The 18,086-nt window shown below is 63.9% G+C and carries 17 protein-coding genes and 1 pseudogene; 12 read left to right on the top strand and 6 right to left on the bottom strand.

Annotation, left to right across the window (positions count from 1 at the left end; all coding sequences use genetic code 11):
• Nucleotides 1–29: 29 nt before the first annotated feature.
• Together F2982_RS05545 and F2982_RS05540 are read right to left on the bottom strand one after the other, a co-directional pair.
• Nucleotides 30–488: a type II toxin-antitoxin system VapC family toxin gene (locus tag F2982_RS05545; protein ID WP_203429505.1), complete on the bottom strand. Its 459-nt coding sequence runs from the start codon at nt 486–488 to the stop codon at nt 30–32.
• Nucleotides 485–742 carry a type II toxin-antitoxin system Phd/YefM family antitoxin gene (locus F2982_RS05540; protein ID WP_130278963.1) on the bottom strand — a complete coding sequence of 86 codons (258 nt, stop codon included), beginning with the start codon at nt 740–742 and terminating at the stop codon, nt 485–487. Before F2982_RS05540 ends, F2982_RS05545 begins: the two co-directional genes overlap by 4 nt.
• A 308-nt stretch (nt 743–1,050) precedes the next feature.
• Here F2982_RS05540 and ileS point away from each other — a divergent pair, with 308 nt between their 5' ends.
• A complete protein-coding gene (gene ileS, locus F2982_RS05535) occupies nt 1,051–3,951 on the top strand; it encodes an isoleucine--tRNA ligase (protein WP_203429504.1) in 2,901 nt (966 codons plus the stop codon).
• A gap of 140 nt (nt 3,952–4,091) precedes the next feature.
• Nucleotides 4,092–4,721, top strand: a complete 630-nt coding sequence (locus F2982_RS05530) for a hypothetical protein (RefSeq protein WP_199626260.1) — start codon at nt 4,092–4,094, stop codon at nt 4,719–4,721.
• An 8-nt stretch (nt 4,722–4,729) separates the two neighbouring features.
• On the opposite strand, the gene F2982_RS05525 is transcribed toward F2982_RS05530, so the two are convergent.
• Together F2982_RS05525 and F2982_RS05520 are read right to left on the bottom strand one after the other, a co-directional pair.
• The gene (locus tag F2982_RS05525; RefSeq protein ID WP_203429503.1) at nt 4,730–5,023 is read right to left on the bottom strand and encodes a hypothetical protein; all 294 of its coding nucleotides are present in this window, start codon (nt 5,021–5,023) and stop codon (nt 4,730–4,732) included.
• Nucleotides 5,020–5,457, bottom strand: coding sequence for a nucleoside deaminase (locus tag F2982_RS05520; RefSeq protein WP_112713015.1), 438 nt, complete (start codon nt 5,455–5,457; stop codon nt 5,020–5,022). Before F2982_RS05520 ends, F2982_RS05525 begins: the two co-directional genes overlap by 4 nt.
• A gap of 91 nt (nt 5,458–5,548) precedes the next feature.
• Here F2982_RS05520 and F2982_RS05515 point away from each other — a divergent pair.
• From F2982_RS05515 to F2982_RS05505, 3 genes and pseudogenes are all read left to right on the top strand, one after another.
• A pseudogene (locus tag F2982_RS05515) lies at nt 5,549–7,569 on the top strand (pseudouridine synthase).
• A complete protein-coding gene (gene rsmD, locus F2982_RS05510; RefSeq protein ID WP_130278959.1) occupies nt 7,550–8,110 on the top strand; it encodes a 16S rRNA (guanine(966)-N(2))-methyltransferase RsmD in 561 nt (186 codons plus the stop codon). The pseudogene F2982_RS05515 and the gene rsmD overlap by 20 nt, the downstream one beginning before the upstream one ends.
• Nucleotides 8,111–8,136: 26 nt before the next feature.
• Nucleotides 8,137–9,036 carry a patatin-like phospholipase family protein gene (locus F2982_RS05505; RefSeq protein ID WP_203429502.1) on the top strand — a complete coding sequence of 300 codons (900 nt, stop codon included), beginning with the start codon at nt 8,137–8,139 and terminating at the stop codon, nt 9,034–9,036.
• Here F2982_RS05505 and F2982_RS05500 read toward each other — a convergent pair.
• The gene (locus tag F2982_RS05500; protein WP_203429501.1) at nt 9,033–10,847 is read right to left on the bottom strand and encodes a monovalent cation:proton antiporter-2 (CPA2) family protein; all 1,815 of its coding nucleotides are present in this window, start codon (nt 10,845–10,847) and stop codon (nt 9,033–9,035) included. The genes F2982_RS05505 and F2982_RS05500 overlap by 4 nt on opposite strands.
• Before the next feature lie 117 nt (nt 10,848–10,964).
• On the opposite strand from F2982_RS05500, the gene F2982_RS05495 reads away from it, so the two are divergent.
• The 7 genes from F2982_RS05495 to ubiA all read left to right on the top strand — a co-directional run bounded on the left by F2982_RS05495 (nt 10,965) and on the right by ubiA (nt 17,354).
• On the top strand, nt 10,965–12,311 hold the full coding sequence (locus F2982_RS05495) for a TldD/PmbA family protein (protein WP_203429500.1): 1,347 nt from the start codon (nt 10,965–10,967) through the stop codon (nt 12,309–12,311).
• A 14-nt stretch (nt 12,312–12,325) separates the two neighbouring features.
• On the top strand, nt 12,326–13,135 hold the full coding sequence (locus tag F2982_RS05490; protein WP_203429499.1) for a 3'(2'),5'-bisphosphate nucleotidase CysQ: 810 nt from the start codon (nt 12,326–12,328) through the stop codon (nt 13,133–13,135).
• A 61-nt stretch (nt 13,136–13,196) separates the two neighbouring features.
• Nucleotides 13,197–13,445, top strand: a complete 249-nt coding sequence (locus F2982_RS05485; protein ID WP_112713001.1) for a DUF4170 domain-containing protein — start codon at nt 13,197–13,199, stop codon at nt 13,443–13,445.
• A 175-nt stretch (nt 13,446–13,620) separates the two neighbouring features.
• Complete coding sequence (gene waaA / locus F2982_RS05480) at nt 13,621–14,937, top strand: lipid IV(A) 3-deoxy-D-manno-octulosonic acid transferase (RefSeq protein ID WP_112712999.1); 1,317 nt, start codon at nt 13,621–13,623, stop codon at nt 14,935–14,937.
• 23 nt (nt 14,938–14,960) lie between these two features.
• On the top strand, nt 14,961–15,680 hold the full coding sequence (locus F2982_RS05475) for an HAD family hydrolase (protein ID WP_130278954.1): 720 nt from the start codon (nt 14,961–14,963) through the stop codon (nt 15,678–15,680).
• A gap of 40 nt (nt 15,681–15,720) precedes the next feature.
• Entirely contained in the window at nt 15,721–16,293 is a 573-nt protein-coding gene (locus F2982_RS05470; protein WP_203429498.1) for a GNAT family protein, read from the top strand.
• Between the two features lie 101 nt (nt 16,294–16,394).
• Nucleotides 16,395–17,354 (top strand): 4-hydroxybenzoate octaprenyltransferase, encoded by a 960-nt coding sequence (ubiA, locus tag F2982_RS05465; RefSeq protein ID WP_203429497.1) that lies wholly within the window; start codon nt 16,395–16,397, stop codon nt 17,352–17,354.
• 71 nt (nt 17,355–17,425) lie between these two features.
• Here ubiA and F2982_RS05460 read toward each other — a convergent pair whose 3' ends face one another.
• Nucleotides 17,426–17,992, bottom strand: a complete 567-nt coding sequence (locus F2982_RS05460; RefSeq protein ID WP_112714342.1) for a DUF6101 family protein — start codon at nt 17,990–17,992, stop codon at nt 17,426–17,428.
• Nucleotides 17,993–18,086 lie beyond the last annotated feature (94 nt).

Genomic DNA, 18,086 nt, shown 5'->3' with positions numbered 1-18,086 from the left:
AAGCAAAGGGCCGCTCCGAGCGGCCCTTTTCATTTTTGGCTTAACGGAAAGCGTTCCGGATCATCGTTCCAGGGATCGAAGACCGCCGCTCCCGAAAGCGCGACATCTCTTATGTTTCGCGTTACCAGATAAAGCTCGTGTTCGATCGCATTTGCGGCAAGCATTGTATCGATCACGGGTGGAGCGTGCCCTGTCTGTCGCTTAACCCGCCCCGAGATAGCGCCCCACCGGCGGACGGCACTGTCGCTCATCGAAAGCACACGATCGGAGAAACGAACCTCCAGGGCGTCACGCGCAACGATGTAGCGGTGGCGGTTCTCGTCATCGGGCGGAAGGTTCTCGATGCCCTTGTCGTATTTCGCCAAGCTCAGGACGCTGATGAACATCCGCTGTTCGTCAGCCTGGGCAGCCCAGCTTTTCACCGAGGGTGCGCCGTTCCGGTTGATCAGCGCCGCGATGACGTTGGTATCCAGAAGCCATCCCCTCACAGCGGAATGTCCCGGCCGCGATCATCCTCCCGATCAAGCGGCAGACCGTCGAGGTCGAGGCTTTCCATGAAGTCGACAAACGGCTGGGCAGGCGCACGTTTCGTCAGCCTGTCGAGCTCCTCGACGCTGATGATGGCGACACTCTCGCGGCCGCGCACCGTCACTCGCTGCGGTCCCTCGCTTTGGGCCAGCCGCACGACTTCACTGAAACGAGCCTTGGCTTCCTCAAGTCTCCATGTCTGTCTGCGCGCCATCGGGCACTCCATCTAGTCAGATGGTCAGATTATACGATCTGTCGAGAGAAAATGCCACCGCTTTCCGATCGGTGCTTACGGGGCGGGTTCGTGAAATGCCTCTTCCTTTTCCCCGCAAAAGCGCCTATGAACCGGCCCGATGAGTAAATTCCGGCTGGCGATTGCGATACGAATTATCGGCCCGGCCTTCCGCGCGCGCTGAGCGGCCGGAAGGTCCGGGTTTTTGGCGCTTGTCGAGCAAGCGCTTCCGTCACCAACAATTCCACATCCGTTGCGCCCTTTGAGGCCGCCAGAAACGATTGCCAGACATGACCGACACAGCCGAAAAGATCGACTACTCGAAGACCCTCTATCTGCCCGAAACCGACTTCCCGATGCGCGCCGGTCTGCCGCAGAAGGAGCCGGAAATCGTTGCCAAGTGGCAGCAGATGAACCTCTACAAGAAGCTGCGCGCTTCGGCCGCCGGCCGCGAGAAGTTCGTGCTCCACGACGGCCCGCCCTATGCCAACGGCAACATCCATATCGGCCACGCGCTGAACAAGATCCTCAAGGACGTCATCACCCGCTCGTTCCAGATGCGCGGTTTCGACTCCAACTATGTTCCGGGCTGGGACTGCCACGGCCTGCCGATCGAGTGGAAGATCGAGGAAGAGAACTACCGCGCCAAGGGCAAGGCCAAGCCTGACCTGACCGAGCCGGCCGCAATGATCGAGTTCCGCCGCGAATGCCGCGCCTATGCCGAAAAGTGGATCGGCATCCAGGGCAGCGAGTTCCAGCGCCTCGGCATCATCGGCGATTTCGAAAACCCCTACCTGACGATGAACTTCCACGCGGAAAGCCGCATCGCCGGCGAGCTCCTGAAGATCGCCAAGTCGGGCCAGCTCTACCGCGGCTCCAAGCCGATCATGTGGTCGGTCGTCGAGCGCACGGCGCTGGCGGAAGCCGAAGTCGAGTATCACGACTACGAAAGCGACACGATCTGGGTGAAGTTCCCGGTCGTGAAGGGTCCGGCTGCGCTCGATAACGCCTTCGTCGTCATCTGGACGACCACGCCCTGGACGATCCCCGGCAACCGGGCGATCGCCTATTCGGCGCGCGTCTCCTACGGCCTCTACGAAGTCACCGCTGCCGAGAACGATTTCGGACCGCAGCCGGGCGAAAAGCTCGTCTTTGCCGACAAGCTCGCCGAGGAGTCCTTCGCCAAGGCAAAGCTGCAGTACAAGCGCCTCTCGGATGTGACGGCTGCCGATCTCGCAGGCATCACCTGCGCCCATCCGCTGAAGGGCCAGGGCGGCGGCTACGAATTCGGTGTCCCGCTGCTCGATGGCGACCACGTCACCGACGATGCCGGTACCGGTTTCGTCCACACCGCGCCGTCCCACGGCCGCGAGGACTTTGACGTCTGGACCTCGTCGGTCCGCGAGCTCGATGCCCGCGGCATCGATACCCGGATCCCGTTCCCGGTCGATGACGGCGGCTTCTACACCGCCGATGCGCCCGGCTTCGAAGGCGCACGCGTCATCGACGACAACGGCAAGAAGGGCGATGCCAACGACCGCGTCATCAAGGCGCTGATCGAGCGCAGCGCGCTGTTTGCGCGCGGCCGCCTGAAGCACCAGTATCCGCATTCCTGGCGCTCCAAGAAGCCGGTCATCTTCCGCAATACGCCGCAGTGGTTCGTCTATATGGACAAGGACCTGAAGGACGGCACGACGCTGCGCACCCGCGCCCTGAAGGCGATCGACGACACCCGCTTCGTTCCCGCCGCCGGCCAGAATCGCCTGCGCGCCATGATCGAGCAGCGCCCGGATTGGGTCCTATCGCGTCAGCGCGCCTGGGGCGTTCCGATCTGCGTCTTCGTCGACGAGCAGGGCGAAGTGCTGAAGGACGATGCCGTCAACCAGCGCATCCTCGATGCTTTCGATGCCGAAGGCGCCGATGCTTGGTTCGCCGAAGGCGCCAAGGAGCGTTTCCTCGGCAATGAGCATGATCCGGCCCAGTGGAAGCAGGTCATGGACATCCTCGACGTCTGGTTCGACTCGGGCTCGACCCACACCTTCACGCTGGAAGACCGCCCGGACCTGAAGTGGCCGGCCGATCTCTATCTCGAAGGCTCCGACCAGCATCGCGGCTGGTTCCATTCCTCGCTGCTGGAATCGGCGGCCACCCGCGGCCGCGCGCCCTACAACGCCGTTCTCACCCATGGCTTCACCATGGACGAGAAGGGCGAGAAGATGTCGAAGTCGAAGGGCAACGTGACCTCCCCGCAGGAAGTCATGAAGGATGCCGGCGCCGATATCCTGCGCCTCTGGGTCATGACGTCGGACTATGCAGACGACCTGCGCGTCGGCAAGACCATCATCCAGACCAATGTCGATGCCTACCGAAAGCTGCGCAACACCATCCGCTGGATGCTCGGCACCCTGGCGCATGACAAGGGCGAGACGATCGCGCTTGCCGATCTGCCGGAGCTGGAACAGCTGATGCTGCATCGCCTGGCCGAGCTCGACCAGGTCGTCCGCGAAAACTACGATGCCTTCGATTTCAAGAAGATCGCCCGCGCGCTCATCGACTTCTCGAATGTCGAGCTCTCGGCCTTCTACTTCGACATCCGCAAGGACGCGCTCTATTGCGACGCGCCGTCGAGCCTGCGTCGCCGTTCGGCACTCTATGTCATCCGCATGATCTTCGATTGCATGGTGACATGGCTGGCGCCGATGCTGCCGTTCACGACGGAAGAGGCCTGGCTGTCGCGCAATCCGTCGGCCGTCTCGGTTCACCTCGAGCAGTTCCCGGCAATCCCGGCTGACTGGAAGAACGAGGCGCTGGCGGAGAAGTGGAAGAAGGTCCGCGCCATCCGCTCGGTCGTCACCGGCGCCCTCGAAATCGAGCGCAAGGACAAGCGCATCGGTTCGTCGCTCGAAGCTGCCCCGGCCGTCCACATCGCCGATGCGGAGCTGAAGGCTGCGCTCGAAGGTCTGGATTTCTCGGAAATCTGCATCACCTCCGACATCGCGATCGATGGCGCCGAAGGTTCTGCCGATGCCTTCCGTCTGCCCGAAGTTCCGGGCGTTTCGGTCGAGCCGAAGCTGGCAGAGGGCGTCAAGTGCGCCCGTTCCTGGCGCATCACCAAGGATGTCGGCTCGGATGAGAAGTATCCGGATGTCTCCGCCCGTGATGCCGCTGCGCTTCGCGAGCTTGGACTGTAAAGCCTGAAGAAAATTGCCGGGTGAATTGCTCTTTGGCGGTTCATCCGGTAAAAGCTGCCTGAAAATGGCCGGATTTTTACGTCAGGGGGACGGATGTCCGGTTGGGCGATGATTGCACCGGCATGGCTGGAAGGGTTTTCATGTTAGCGACGCGTTGGTTCCGTGTAGGCGCCTGCCTCACGGTTGTTATGGCGGCAGGCTCGATGGCTACCGGCTGCACGAGCCCCACTTACGGCACCGGCACGAGCGCAATGGCGCAGCTTGGTGACGATATCGGCCAGTCCGTATCGCTCGCTCCCCAGGAGCCGAAGAACAAGGGCGTCAAGTATCAGCCGCGCCCGACGCTGGTCATGCCCGCACAGGCTTCCAAGGAAACCTTGGTCGAGCCGCAGCAGACCGTCGCCACCAAGGACAATCCGCAATGGCCGGAATCCCCTGAGGAAACCCGCGCCCGTCTCGTCAAGGAAGCTGACGAGAATTCCGACAGCTCGACCTATGTTTCGCCGCTTGCCAAGAACGGCATCGAAGGCGGACGGAAAACCGCAGCCGAACAGGCCCAGGCATTCCGCGAAGCCCGTGCCGCCCAGAAGGGCGGCGGCGCCGTGACCGAGCGCCGCTCCATCTCCGATCCGCCGACCGAATACCGTCAGGCTGATGACCCGTCCAAGCTGGATGATCTTGGTGAGCCGGAAGCCAAGAAGGAAAAGAAGCGCAAGAAGGATGCCGCTGTCGCCGGTACCGGCAAGCAGTGGTGGAACCTGCTGCAGTAAGCGGATGCTTACATCTGCCGCGCCGCTGCCCAGCGGCGCACAAGCAGAATGTGGACGATCTGGCAGATCAGAAGAACTGAGCCGGTGATCGCGAACAGCGCGATCATCCCGCTGGCCGCAAAGATCGCGCAGGTGGCGACAGAAAGACCCGGCACGAAGGCGAAAGCGGCCGCCCGCGGCGCCGACCAGTTGACCTCTCCCCGCAAGGACCATTGCATCGGAATGGCGCTCGTACCGGGCGCGACGCGCAGATAGGCGAAGCCGCCGATCGCGATCATGACGGCGAGAATGACAAGGCTCATGGCGTCTCCCGCTTTCCAGCAAAGAACGTCCTGAGGATATCCGCAGCCTCCGTCTCGTTCAAACCCGAATAGACCTCCGGTGCATGATGGCAGGTCGGTTGCGCATAGAAGCGCACGCCGTTGTCGACTGCGCCGCCCTTCGGATCCTCGGCGCCGTAATAGAGGCGCCGGATGCGGGCAAAGGAGATCGCCGCTGCGCACATCGTGCAGGGCTCCAGCGAAACATAGAGATCGGCCCCCGTCAGGCGCTCCTGTCCAAGCTCCTCGCAGGCCATGCGGATCGCCGCAATCTCGGCATGGGCGGTGACGTCGTTGCGTTCGCGGGTGCGGTTTCCGGAGCGGCCAACGACGGCGCCATCAAGCACCACGACGGCGCCGATCGGCACCTCGCCACGCTCGCCGGCAGCGCGCGCTTCCTCGAGCGCCATCTCCATAAACCGATTTGTCTTCACGATCCGGCAAATTCCCACTTAACCGCAGGGGCACGACCTGATAGAGAAGCCCCAAAAGGCAGGCAAACAACAAATGACATTCAAAGACAAGCCAAAACGGCCGGGTGGCAAGCCCGCAGCGCGCGATACGCGTCCGAAAACCGAAGGCAAGCCGGCACGCGGTGCCGCGCCGAAGGCAGAGGCTGCGGCAACCGAAGGCGACGCCAAGGCCGAACGCATTTCCAAGGTCATGGCGCGCGCAGGCGTTGCCTCGCGCCGCGATATCGAGCGCATGATCATGGAAGGCCGCGTGACGCTGAACGGCAAGCTGCTCGAAACGCCCGTCGTCAACGTCACGCTGACGGACAAGATCGAGGTCGACGGCATCCCGATCCGTGGCATCGAGCGCACGCGCCTCTGGCTCTATCACAAGCCGGCTGGCCTGGTGACCACCAATTCCGATCCGGAAGGACGCCCCACCGTATTCGACAATCTGCCGGAAGAACTTCCGCGCGTCATGTCGATCGGCCGCCTCGATATCAATACCGAAGGTCTGCTGCTGCTGACGAACGATGGCGGTCTCGCCCGTTCGCTCGAGCTGCCGACGACCGGCTGGCTGCGCCGCTACCGCGTGCGCGCCCACGGCGAGATCGATCAGGACGCGCTCGACAAGCTCAAGGAAGGCATCGCCGTCGATGGCGTGCTCTATGGCTCGATCGACGCGACGCTCGACCGCACCCAGGGTTCCAACGTCTGGATCACCATGGGCCTGCGCGAGGGCAAGAACCGCGAAATCAAGAACGTCCTCGGCGCGCTCGGTCTCGACGTCAACCGCCTGATCCGCATCTCCTACGGTCCGTTCCAGCTCGGCGATCTGCCGGAAGGCCATGTGATCGAAGTGCGCGGCCGCACGCTGCGCGATCAGCTCGGCCCGCGCCTGATCGAAGACGCCAAGGCGAATTTCGACGCGCCGCTCTACAACAACAGCCCCGCTGTTGCCGAAGAAGAGGAAGAGGCGCCCGCCAAGCCGGAACGCCGCGAGCGCACCTGGAAGCCCGAGGACAAGCGCGAGCGCGCGCTGAGCCGCCTCGATACCAAGCGTGACGACCGCCGCGATGATCGCCGTGACGGTGGCCGCGAAGGCGGACGCAAGGATGACGACCGTCCGAAGCGCCCGGCGCTTGGAAGCCGCCGCAACGCCAATGTCTGGATGGCGCCCGGCGCCCGTCCGCTCGGCGAGAAGGCCGCTGCTAAGGCCGCCAAGAACGAAAAGACCGCCCGCCGCCGTGGCGAGGGGCCCGATGCCGGCAAGCCGCAGGCATCGAGCTACGACAACGACCGTCCGCGCACGGTGATCAACCGCGCTCACGACGAAGAGGGCGAATGGATCCGCTCGAGCGAAACCCCGGCTGGCGGCAAGGATGATCGCGAAGGCTTCGGCCGCAAGCGCTCCTTCGGCGACCGTCCCGATCGTGGTTTCGGCGACCGTCCGGCGCGTGGTGATCGCCCGGCCCGCGGTGAGCGCTTCGAACGCGGTGAACGCCCCGCCGGTGACCGTCCCGCTCGCGGTGACCGTCCTGCCCGTGGTGACCGTCCAGCTCGCGGCGATCGCCCGTTCGGCGACAAGCCGCGTGGCGACCGAAAGCCCCGTGAAGATGGCGAGCGTACGCGCTCTTACGGCGACCGTCCGGCCCGCAGCGACAGACCCTATGGTGATCGTCCGCCTCGCGGCGAGCGTCCTGCCGGTGACCGTCCCGCTCGTGGCGACCGTCCTTTCGGCGGTAAGCCGCGCGGCGACCGCCGTCCGCGCGAAGAGGGCGACGAGCGTCCCCGGTCCTTCGGTGACCGTCCGCGTCCCGCCCGCAGCGCTTCCGGCGAAGCCCGCTCGGAGCGTCCCCGCGGCGATCGTCCGTTCGGCGACAAGCCGCAGGGCGACCGTCCGCAGGGTGACCGGCCGCGTGGCAAGAGCTTCGGCGCAAAGCCGGGCGGTGCCAAGAATTTCTCCGGCAAGCCGAGAGGCGACCGGCCCGATGGCGGAGGCAAGCCTTCGGGCGGGCCGTCGCGTGGTGGACCAAAAGGAAAGGAATGACGCGCGGTGCGGATCGTCGGCGGTGAGTTTCGCGGACGGTCGCTCGCCGTACCTAAATCCAACGACATCCGGCCGACTGCCGACCGGACGCGTGAGAGCCTGTTCAACATTCTGAGCCATGCCTATCCGGAATGCGTCGATGGCACCCGGATCCTCGATCTCTTTGCCGGTACCGGCGCCGTCGGTCTCGAAGCCGTCTCGCGCGGCTGCCGTCATGCGCTGTTCGTCGAAAACAGCGTCGAGGGCAGGGGCCTGCTCTGGGAAAATATCGATGCGCTCGGTCTGCATGGCCGCACGCGCATCCTGCGGCGTGATGCCACGGACCTCGGCACGGTCGGCAATCTCGAGCCCTTCAACATGCTCTTCGCCGACCCGCCCTATGGCAAGGGTCTGGGCGAAAAGGCCATGGAAGCGGCCGCCAAGGGCGGCTGGCTGGTGCCGGGCGCCATCGCCGTTCTCGAAGAACGCTCCGATGTTGCCGTTTCGGTCGATCCTTCCTATGTCTTCCTGGAAGACAGGATCTTTGGCGACACCAAGGTCCATTTCTTCCGCTACCAGCCGCTTTAGGCCGGGCGGAAAACCGGGAGCGTTCAGTGCAGCAGGCAGGTATTGTGAATAGCGTGATACCTGCCACGGATGGCCTGACGCCCGTCAGCGGCATGCCGACCGTCGCAGTCGCCTTCGGCGGCGGCGGTGCCCGCGGCCTCGCCCATATTCACATCATCGAAACGCTGGATGAGCTCGGCATTCGCCCTGTGGCGATCTCGGGCTCGTCGATCGGCGCCATCATGGGCGCCGGCATGGCGGCCGGGATGACCGGCGAGGCGATCCGCGAACACGCGTTGATGACCGTCGGCAACAAGACCGCCGTCGTCAGCCGCATCTGGGGCCTGCGCCCGCAGACGGTGCGCGATGCCGTTGCAAAGGGCATCCGCATCGGCCAGTTCAATCTGGAGCGCATCCTCAAGGCTTTCCTGCCCGCAGACCTGCCGGATCGCTTCGAAGACCTGCTCGTGCCCATGCAGGTGATCACCACCGATTATTACGGCCAGAGTGAAGTCATCATCGACCACGGCCAGCTCTTCCCGGCACTTGCCGCATCCTCCTCGATCCCCGCCGTCTTCATGCCCGTGCGCATGAACGACCGCGTCATGATCGACGGCGGCATCAGCAACCCCGTTCCCTATGAATGCCTGATGGATGTCGCCGATATCGTCATCGGCATCGATGTCGTCGGCGCCCCCGAAGGCGACGGCACCCATATCCCGAACCGCATGGAAAGCATCTTCGGCTCGGGCCAACTGATGATGCAGACAGCGATCACGCTGAAGCTGAAGATCCAGCCGCCGCACATCTTCCTGCGCCCCACGGTCGGCCGCACCGGCGTCATGGATTTCCTCAAGGCCCGCGAAGTGCTCGCCATGTCCGCGGGCGTCAAGGACGACCTGAAGCGCGCACTCGAGCAGCAATTCGAGGCGCGCATCAAGGCTTAGGCGTCAGCGGTGACGTCAGCGGGTCCGGCCAAGGGATCCTCGTCCATCTCCATCGCGCGCTTCGGCTTGACCAGCGGCTCCGGCCGCACCGGATGCGAAAACAGCATGTCGCGCCCGGCCTGCAATCCTTCCGAGACCTGCAGCACCAGCCGCTCCTCGTCGCGGCGGCGGATATCCTCGCCGATTTCATAGGCTTCCGCTTCGCCGACACCGAGAGCCTCCAGCGTCCGGCGGCCGAAGAGCAGACCGGATTCCAGCGTTTCGCGCAGCTCGTAGTCGACATTCTGATTGCGCAGCGCGATCGAGTGGATGCGGTCATAGGAGCGCACGAAGAGTTTTGCGTGCGGATAATCGGCCTGCACGAGCTCCACCACCTTGTCGGTGATCTCCCGCTTCTGCGTACAGACGACGACGATCTTCGCCTTGTCGATGCCCGCCGAGCGCAGCACATCCTTGCGCGTCCCGTCGCCGAAATAGATGCGGAAGCCGAAGGACGATGCCTGGCGGATGCGGTCGGCGGAGAAGTCGATGACCGTCACGTCGCGGCCGCCGGCAAGCAAGATCTGCGCCGCGATCTGGCCGAAACGCGAGAAGCCGACCATCAGCACATCGGCACCGGCGCCGACGAAATCCTCGTCCAGCTCCTCATGCTCGTCGCCCTTCAACAGGCGCCTCGAAAGCGCCGAGCCGATCGGCGTCAGCGCCATCGTCAGCGTCACGATGGCGACCAGCAGCGAGGCCGTGCTCGATGGCATCAGGCCCGCGGTGGCCGCGGCGGTGAACAGCACGAAGCCGAACTCACCGCCCTGCGGCAGCAGGAAGGCGATACGGATCGCATCGTTGTGCGGCGACCCCGTAGCGCGGCAGAGCCCATAGATGACCGCGGCCTTCACTGCCATGATCACAGGCACGGCGGCAACGATGAACAGCGCATTGTCGACCAGCACCTCGAGCTCCAGCGAGAGCCCGACGGCGATGAAGAAGATAGCGAGAAGCACGCCGCGGAAAGGCTCGATATCGGCCTCAAGCTCATGCCGGTAGGAGGATTCCGCCAGCATGATGCCGGACAGGAACGCACCCATCGCCATGGAGAGACCGGCAAACTGCATCAGCGTCGCCGAACCCATGACGACGAAGAGGGCGGCGGCAATCATCGCCTCGCGGGCGCCGGTGCGCGCAATCACCTGGAACAGCGGGGTCAGCAGATAGCGCCCCATGACGATCATCGCCACGACCGCGCCGATCGCGATCCCGAAATCGAGGAACGGCTGATCGCCGCCCTGGCTGCCGCCGCCACCGAGCACGGTGATCAGCGCCAGTAGCGGCACGATCGCCAGATCCTGCAGCAGCAGTACCGAGAACGAGCGCTGCCCGTATTTGGTATTCACTTCCCCGGTGCCCTCGAGGATCTGCATGGCGAAGGCGGTGGAGGAGAGCGCCAGGCCGAAGCCGGCGACGATACTGCCGCGCCATTCCAGCACGCCGGAGACATAGGCGAGCGCCGTCAGCGCCAGTCCCGTCAGCAGCACCTGCGCCGTGCCGAGGCCGAAAATGTCGCGGCGCATCTGCCAGAGGCGCGAAGGCTTCAGCTCCAGGCCGATGATGAACAGCAGGAAGACGACGCCGAGTTCGGCCACGCCGAGAATCTGCTCGCCATCGGTGATGCCGTGGAAAACCGGGCCGATCACCACGCCGGCAGCGAGATAGCCGAGCACGGTGCCTAGCCCCAGCTTCTTGAAAATCGGCGCAGCGACGACGGCGCCACCAAGCAGCAAAATCGTCTCGGAAAAGAAGGCGTTGGGGGCAGACATGCGTCGAAGTTTCTTTCAATGGCGGGAGGCGTGCAAGCGGTGGGAAAAAGAATCGGGCCGCGGCCTTGATGCTTTCCGAACTGCACAATAAATGGAACCGGAAGGAAAGGCCAAATCATGTCCTCAGAAATTGATTCCTCGACACTTCTTTCCCGTGCCAGCCAGCTGATCGATCTTGCCAAGAAAGCCGGTGCCGATGCCGCAGACGCGGTGGTCGTCCGCTCGCGCTCGCAATCCGTCAGCGTCCGGCTCGGCAAGGTGGAGGGCATGGAGTCTTCCGAGAGCGACGACTTCTCGCTGCGCGTCTTCGTCGGCAAGAAGGTTGCCAGCGTTTCCGCCAATCCCGGTTTCGACCTGACGGCGCTCGCCGAGCGGGCCGTCGCCATGGCCAAGGTATCGCCCGAAGACCCCTTCGCCTGCCTGGCCGACGAGAAGAACCTCGCCAAGTCCTATCCGGATCTGCAGCTGCTCGACCGCACCGAAGTGACGTCGGACATGCTGCGCGAAGCGGCGCTGGCGACGGAAGCGGCCGCACTTGCGGTCAAGGGTGTCAGCAATTCCTCCGGGGGCGGCGCCTCCGGCGGCATGGGCGGCATGGTGCTCGTCACCTCGCATGGCTTCGAAGGCAGCTATATGGGCTCGCGCTTCGGCCGCTCGGTCAGCGTCATCGCCGGTGAAGGCACCGGCATGGAGCGCGACTACGATTTCGACAGCCGCATCTATTACAACGAGCTCGACGCCCCCGAAGAGATCGGCCGCCGCGCCGGTGAGCGCACCGTCAAGCGCGTCAATCCGCGCCAGGTGCCGACAGGCAAGGACGTTACCGTCATCTTCGACCCGCGCATCGCCCGCGGCTTCGTCGGCCATATCGCTGGCGCCATCAACGGCGCCTCGGTGGCCCGCAAGACCAGCTTCCTGCGCGACAAGATGGGCCAGCAGGTTCTCAAATCCGGCCTGTCGATCACCGACGATCCGCTGATCGTCCGCGGCCCGGCCTCGCGTCCCTTCGACGGCGAGGGGATTTCGGGCGAGAAGCTGGTGATGATCGAGAACGGCGTGCTGAACCACTGGTTCCTGTCGACGTCGACCGGACGTGAGATCGGCATGGAAACCAACGGTCGCGGCGTTCGCGGCGGCAATTCGGTGACGCCGGCTTCCACCAACCTGGCGCTCGAACCCGGCGATATCTCGCCCGAGGAGCTGATCCGCAGCGTCGGCAACGGCTTTTACGTGACCGAGCTGATCGGCCAAGGCGTCAACATGATCACCGGCGAATATAGTCGTGGCGCCACCGGCTTCTGGATCGAGAATGGCGAGCTGACCTTTGCTGTCTCCGAGGTGACGATCGCCTCGAACCTCAAGGAGATGTTCATGCGCGTCACCCCCGCAAACGACATCGACCGCAAGTATGGCGTCGCAGCCCCGACGCTCGCCATCGAGGGCGTGACGCTCGCCGGACGCTGAAGATTGGAAGACAGATGACTGACGCCGTAAACGCCCGCTGGCAGAGCGATCTCGCGCTGATCGCCGATGCCGCAAAGCAGGCGGGTGAAGTGGCGCTCGGCTATTTCAATCAGTCACCCGAGGTCTGGTGGAAGAACGAGGGCCGCTCGCCGGTCAGTGCCGCCGATTTCGCTGCCAACGAGACGCTCGAGACCATCCTGCGGGCTGCCCGCCCCACCTATGGCTGGCTCTCCGAGGAGACTGAGGACAGTGCCGCGCGCCTCGCCAGCGAAACCGTCTTCATCATCGATCCCATCGATGGCACACGCGCCTTTCTCGCCGGCCAGAACCTCTGGTGCGTCAGCGTCGCCGTCGTCCATCGTGGTCGCCCGGTCGCCGGCGTCCTCTACGCTCCGGCACTCAACGAACTGTTCGAAGCCGTCGAAGGCGGTCCGGCGCTGAAGAATGGCGAGCCGATTTCGGTCTCCGCCCGCGGCCCGGACACGGTGAGCCGCTTTGCCGTCGGCGAGGATCTGCTGAAGGCCTTCCCGGCGCCCTTCCGCAGCCGCATCGAGCGCGTCCGGCATGTGCCCTCGCTCGCCTATCGTATCGCCATGGTCGCCGATGGCCGCCTAGAAGGCACCTTCGTCAAGCCGACCTCGCATGACTGGGATCTCGCCGCCGCCGACCTCATCCTCGCGCGCGCCGGCGGCGAGCTCACCGGCCTCGACGGCGTGCCCGTGCGCTACAATCGCGCCGAGGTCAGCCACGGGGCACTGTGCGGCGCGGCGGCACCCCGCATGGCAGAGTTTCTGGAAGGACTGGCTTCGATACGAAGCAGTTGACGTTTTCGTCAAAATCCCGCAGATGAAAGCGCGGAGGAGACCAGAAAAGAAAGAGAAGAAAATGACGGAATCCGGCGGTAAGAAGCAGCTCCTGCACCTCGTTTTTGGCGGCGAATTGGAAAGCCTGACGGACGTTCAGTTCCGCGATCTCAAGGATCTCGATATCGTTGGCATTTTCCCGGATTACGCATCCGCGCTGACCGCGTGGAAGGCCAAGGCACAGTCGACCGTGGACAACGCACATATGCGTTACTTCATCGTCCACATGCACCGCCTGCTCGATCCGCAGGACAAGGCCGGCAGCAACTGATTTTATAGGCTTTTCAGCATGGTAGCCGCCCTCGCGGCGGCGCCGTTTCATGCCCGGGTATTACGCCCGCTGCCGTCGAATGACGCATTCTGAACAAATTAATCGGCCATTGCGGCCGCAACAATAATTGGGGAATGGGTTTGATGTCGATCATTGCTGATCGGAGGCATTTTACATGAGTTCGCCGGGAGCGCGTTTCGCGCTGGGCGTCTACAGGACCGCGGGTGTCATGGCGACGCCTTTGGTCGGCGCCTATCTCGCCTACCGCACTGCCAAGGGCAAGGAAGAGCGCGCGCGCCGGACGGAACGTTTCGGCTATGCGAGCGCCAACCGGCCCCAGGGCCCGCTCGTCTGGTTCCATGCCGCAAGCGTCGGCGAAACCAATGCCGTCATTCCGCTGATCCGCGAAATCCGCCGCCGCGATATCCACGTCATCCTGACGACGGGAACGATCACCTCGGCGAAGGTCGCCGCCGATCGTCTGGGCGGCGATGCGATCCATCAATATGTGCCGCTCGACCTGAAGCCGGCCGTCAGCCGTTTCCTGGAATACTGGCAGCCCGATTGCGCCATCATCGCCGAGTCCGAAATCTGGCCGGCGACGATGATGGAGCTTGGCCGCCGCCGCATTCCGCAAATCCTCGTCAATGCCCGCATGTCGGACCGTTCCTTCGCCCGCTGGCAGCGCCGCCCGTCGATCGCCGAGGCACTGTTCGAGAACCTGGCGCTGGTCATCGCCCAGTCCGATGTCGATTCAGAACGCTTCCGCGATCTCGGCGCCCGCCATGTCATGACCTCGGGCAACCTGAAGGTCGATACCGACGCGCCGCCCTATGACGCCAATCTCTTTGCCCGCTACAAGCAGCAGATCGGCGATCGCAAGACCTGGGCCGCCGTCTCCACCTTCGATGGCGAGGAGAATGCCGCAGCCGTCGTCCACCGCACGCTGAAGGACCGCAACAACCAGCTGACGATCATCGTGCCGCGCCATCCCGAGCGCTCCGACGAGATCGAGCAGATGCTGGTTGCCCAGGGCCTGAAGGTCGCGCGCCGCACCCGCAACGACGTTATCTCGCCCGATGTCGATATCTTCCTCGGCGATACGATCGGCGAGATGGGTCTCTATCTCCGGCTGACCGAAGTCGTCTTCGTCGGCCGCTCGCTCTATGCCGAAGGCGGCCAGAACCCGCTGGAACCGGCCATGCTCGGCTGCGCTGTTCTTTCCGGCAGCAATGTCCAGAATTTCCGCGAGGCCTACCAGAAGCTCGCCCGCCGCGGCAGCGCCCGCATGGTGCGCGATACCGAGATGCTGGCCAAGGGCGTGCATTATCTGCTCATCAACGACGAAGCACGCCGCAATATGATCGAGGCCGGCATCGCCGCCGTGCAAGAAATGCGCGGAGCACTGACGGCAACGGTGAAGGCGCTCGAGCCCTACATCAATCCGCTGACGGTGAAGGCAAGGCTGCTGCCGAAATCGGCGCAAGGCTGAGGGATACAAGGCTGAGGGATACTATGGCACTCGACGGTATCAGGGGCATTCTCTTCGACAAGGACGGCACGCTCCTCGATTACGACGAGAGCTGGCTGCCGGTGAACCGCGAGCTCGCCCGCATCGCCTCGCAGGACGATGCCGCGCTCGCCGATCACCTGCTGCGCGAAACCGGCATGGATCCCGTCAGCGGCCATATCGTCCCCGACAGCCTGCTTGCCGCCGGCAACACCCGCCAGATCGCCGAGGGTCTCGTCGCTGCCGGCTCCAGGGTCGAGGTCACCGAGCTCACCATCAAGCTCGATACGCTGTTTTCCAACGCCGCCGAGTTTTCGGTACCGGTCACCGATCTCGCCGGCTTCTTCGCCCGCCTCCACGCCCGCGGCTTCAAGCTCGGCATCGCCTCCAGCGACAACGAACGCTCGATCCGCCAGACGGCCCAGCGCTTCGGCTTCGCCCAGTATGTCGATTACATCGCCGGTTACGACAGCGGCTTCGGCAGCAAACCGGAAGCCGGAATGGTCCTCGGCTTTTGCAAGGCAACAGGCCTCGCTCCCTCCGAAATTGCCGTCGTCGGTGACAACAATCACGACCTGCACATGGGCCACAACGCCAATGCCGGCCTCAAGGTCGCCGTGCTGACAGGCACCGGCTCCCGTGAATCGCTTTCCGCGGCATCCGACTATTGCCTCAACGATATCACCGAGCTCGAAACCCTGCTGCCCGGCCTCCAGCCGGCCTAGTCCAGGCCCGAACCATATGACATTCGATCCCCGATCAGCCATGAAGCCGACCTTGCGTGGTGAGCGCCTGACGCTTGTTCCGTTGGAGAAGCAGCATCGGGACGTGCTCCTGGCCGCAGCCGCTGACGGTAATCTCTGGGACCTGAAAGTCACCGCCGTCCCGAGCGCCGAGACGATCGACACCTATATCGAAACCGCGATTGCCGGCCGTGAAGCCGGGACGATCATTCCTTTCGTGACGGTTGCCGGGGATCAGGTCGTCGGCAGCACGCGCTTCTGGAAGCTCGACCGCGTCAACCGCAATGTCGAGATCGGGCATACTTGGATCGGCGCCTCATGGCAGCGCAGCTTCGTCAATACCGAGGCGAAGTTCCTGATGCTGGAATATGCGTTCGAGGTGCTGGACTGCATCCGGGTCCAATTCACCACCGATGAATTGAACGAGCGATCGCGCAGGGCGATCGTCAGGCTCGGCGCGGTCGAGGAAGGCATCATTCGCAACGAGCGCATCATGCCTGATGGCCGCAAGCGCAACTCGGTGCGCTTCAGCATCATCGATACGGAATGGCCGCAGGTGAAGGATCAGCTGAAGGCGCGGCTCGCTTCCGCCTGAGGCGGGAGGCTGCGTTCAAGGCTCGCGCTTTCCCGCCGACCCGATCACCCGCGCCACCATGCCCGCTTGACCCGCCGCATTACGCGTCGCTACATGACTCCATGCAAAAGATCGACGGACTGAACGGGCGAGTCGCCGACGCGCCTTCGGACAATTGGGTTTACCGGATCCTGCCGCCCTGGCTCTGGCCCTATGCGCAGCTGGCGCGCTGGGACCGGCCGATCGGCTGGCAGCTTCTGATGTGGCCGTGCTTCTGGTCGGTGGCGCTGGCGGCCAATGCCGCGGCGGCCACCGGTAGCTTTTCCGGCGGGCAGACGATCTATCATCTGATCCTCTATTTTCTCGGATCCGTCGCCATGCGCGGCGCTGGCTGCGCCTATAACGATCTTGTCGATCACAAGATCGATATGGAAGTGGCGCGCACCCGCTCGCGCCCGCTGCCCTCCGGCCGCGTCACCCGCACGCAGACGAAGATTTTCATCGTGCTGCAGGCGCTCGTCGGCCTCGCCGTGCTGCTGCAGTTCAACTGGTTCGCCGTCACCCTCGGCATCCTGTCGCTCGGCATCGTAGCGCTTTACCCCTTCGCCAAGCGCTTCACCGACTGGCCGCAATTCTTCCTCGGCCTTGCCTTCTCCTGGGGCGCGCTGATGGGCTGGGCCGGGACCTTCGGCACGCTGTCCTTCGCCGCCGTCTCGCTCTACATCGCCTCCGTCGTCTGGACGATCGGCTATGACACGATCTATGCGCATCAGGACAAGGAGGACGACGAGCTGATCGGCGTCCGCTCCACCGCGCGCCTCTTCGGCGACCGCACCCGCCAGTGGCTGATCGGGCTCTATGGCCTGACGCTCGCCCTGATGCTGCTCGCCTTCGTGCTCGCGGGCGTCGGCCCGCTCGCCTATCTCGGCCTGCTCATCGCTGCCGGCATGTTTGCCTGGCAGATCGTCAAGCTCGATATCAACGATGGCGACCAGTGCCTTTACCTTTTCAAGTCTAACAACCGCGTCGGTCTGATCATCTTTGGCGGCCTGTTCGTCTCGCTGCTCGTCACACTTCCCTGACCGAAACGAAAAAACCCGGCGCAAGGCCGGGTTTCAGTTTGACGCATCTCGCCACAAGCCCAGTTGTTGGCTCAGTTGCGGGCGATAATTTCCTTGCCTTCGATCTTCATCGAAACGCCAAGCTTGCCGGTGGTGCGGCGCACCAGGAAGCGCGGGCGGCGGTTGGCGAAATAGGAGTGGCGGCGGCGCGGCTTCATGTGGCTGGTGCGCAATTCGCCGAGATGTTCTTCAAGCGGGCGGGCAACGCCATCGGCTTCCACCATCAGCATCGGAATGCGGAAGGCTTCCGACCAGCCGCGCCAGTCGGCGGCGATGTCGCCGAGATCGTGGGCAACGAGCAGCGGAACGCAGAGATCGGGATCTTCGTGATGAAGCTCGAGAGTGACGGTGACTTCGCCATTGCCATGGTCGATCGCCCGGGCTGCAACGCCCTTGAAGGCGCGCTTCGGCAGGGCGATGGAAAGCGGCAGGCCGCTGGAGGGGAGAACCTTGCGCAGGATCGCGCCACGTTCGTCGATCGTTATGCTGACGTCGCCAGCGGCGTCATGGATCGCGTAGCTCACCTGCTGGGGAAAGCGCGACGGATCGAGGCGCAGAGTCGTACCGGCCCATGCGGGCTTCATAACGGTGTTGTTCATGTTCATTTCTACCCTTGTCTTACCTGAGAGCCGGTTTCCGGTCTTCTCCTCGGGGCTTTTCGCCCTCTATGGCTCGACAATAGGCGCCGGCTCT

The sequence above is a fragment of the Rhizobium sp. BG4 genome (genome assembly GCF_016864575.1).
Taxonomy (GTDB): domain Bacteria; phylum Pseudomonadota; class Alphaproteobacteria; order Rhizobiales; family Rhizobiaceae; genus Rhizobium.
This window is presented reverse-complemented; position numbering and strand designations above follow the sequence as displayed.

What these genes read in the sequence shown, in the direction of transcription:
- F2982_RS05540 (WP_130278963.1), bottom strand. Translation starts at nt 742, where the DNA reads ATGGCGCGCAGACAGACATGGAGACTTGAGGAAGCCAAGGCTCGTTTC.
- F2982_RS05470 (WP_203429498.1), top strand. Translation starts at nt 15,721, where the DNA reads ATGAAGCCGACCTTGCGTGGTGAGCGCCTGACGCTTGTTCCGTTGGAG.
- ubiA (WP_203429497.1), top strand. Translation starts at nt 16,395, where the DNA reads ATGCAAAAGATCGACGGACTGAACGGGCGAGTCGCCGACGCGCCTTCG.
- F2982_RS05520 (WP_112713015.1), bottom strand. Translation starts at nt 5,457, where the DNA reads ATGGAGATGGCGCTCGAGGAAGCGCGCGCTGCCGGCGAGCGTGGCGAG.
- F2982_RS05495 (WP_203429500.1), top strand. Translation starts at nt 10,965, where the DNA reads ATGTCCTCAGAAATTGATTCCTCGACACTTCTTTCCCGTGCCAGCCAG.
- F2982_RS05525 (WP_203429503.1), bottom strand. Translation starts at nt 5,023, where the DNA reads ATGAGCCTTGTCATTCTCGCCGTCATGATCGCGATCGGCGGCTTCGCC.
- F2982_RS05485 (WP_112713001.1), top strand. Translation starts at nt 13,197, where the DNA reads ATGACGGAATCCGGCGGTAAGAAGCAGCTCCTGCACCTCGTTTTTGGC.
- F2982_RS05460 (WP_112714342.1), bottom strand. Translation starts at nt 17,992, where the DNA reads ATGAACAACACCGTTATGAAGCCCGCATGGGCCGGTACGACTCTGCGC.
- F2982_RS05475 (WP_130278954.1), top strand. Translation starts at nt 14,961, where the DNA reads ATGGCACTCGACGGTATCAGGGGCATTCTCTTCGACAAGGACGGCACG.
- F2982_RS05500 (WP_203429501.1), bottom strand. Translation starts at nt 10,847, where the DNA reads ATGTCTGCCCCCAACGCCTTCTTTTCCGAGACGATTTTGCTGCTTGGT.
- F2982_RS05490 (WP_203429499.1), top strand. Translation starts at nt 12,326, where the DNA reads ATGACTGACGCCGTAAACGCCCGCTGGCAGAGCGATCTCGCGCTGATC.
- ileS (WP_203429504.1), top strand. Translation starts at nt 1,051, where the DNA reads ATGACCGACACAGCCGAAAAGATCGACTACTCGAAGACCCTCTATCTG.
- F2982_RS05530 (WP_199626260.1), top strand. Translation starts at nt 4,092, where the DNA reads ATGTTAGCGACGCGTTGGTTCCGTGTAGGCGCCTGCCTCACGGTTGTT.
- waaA (WP_112712999.1), top strand. Translation starts at nt 13,621, where the DNA reads ATGAGTTCGCCGGGAGCGCGTTTCGCGCTGGGCGTCTACAGGACCGCG.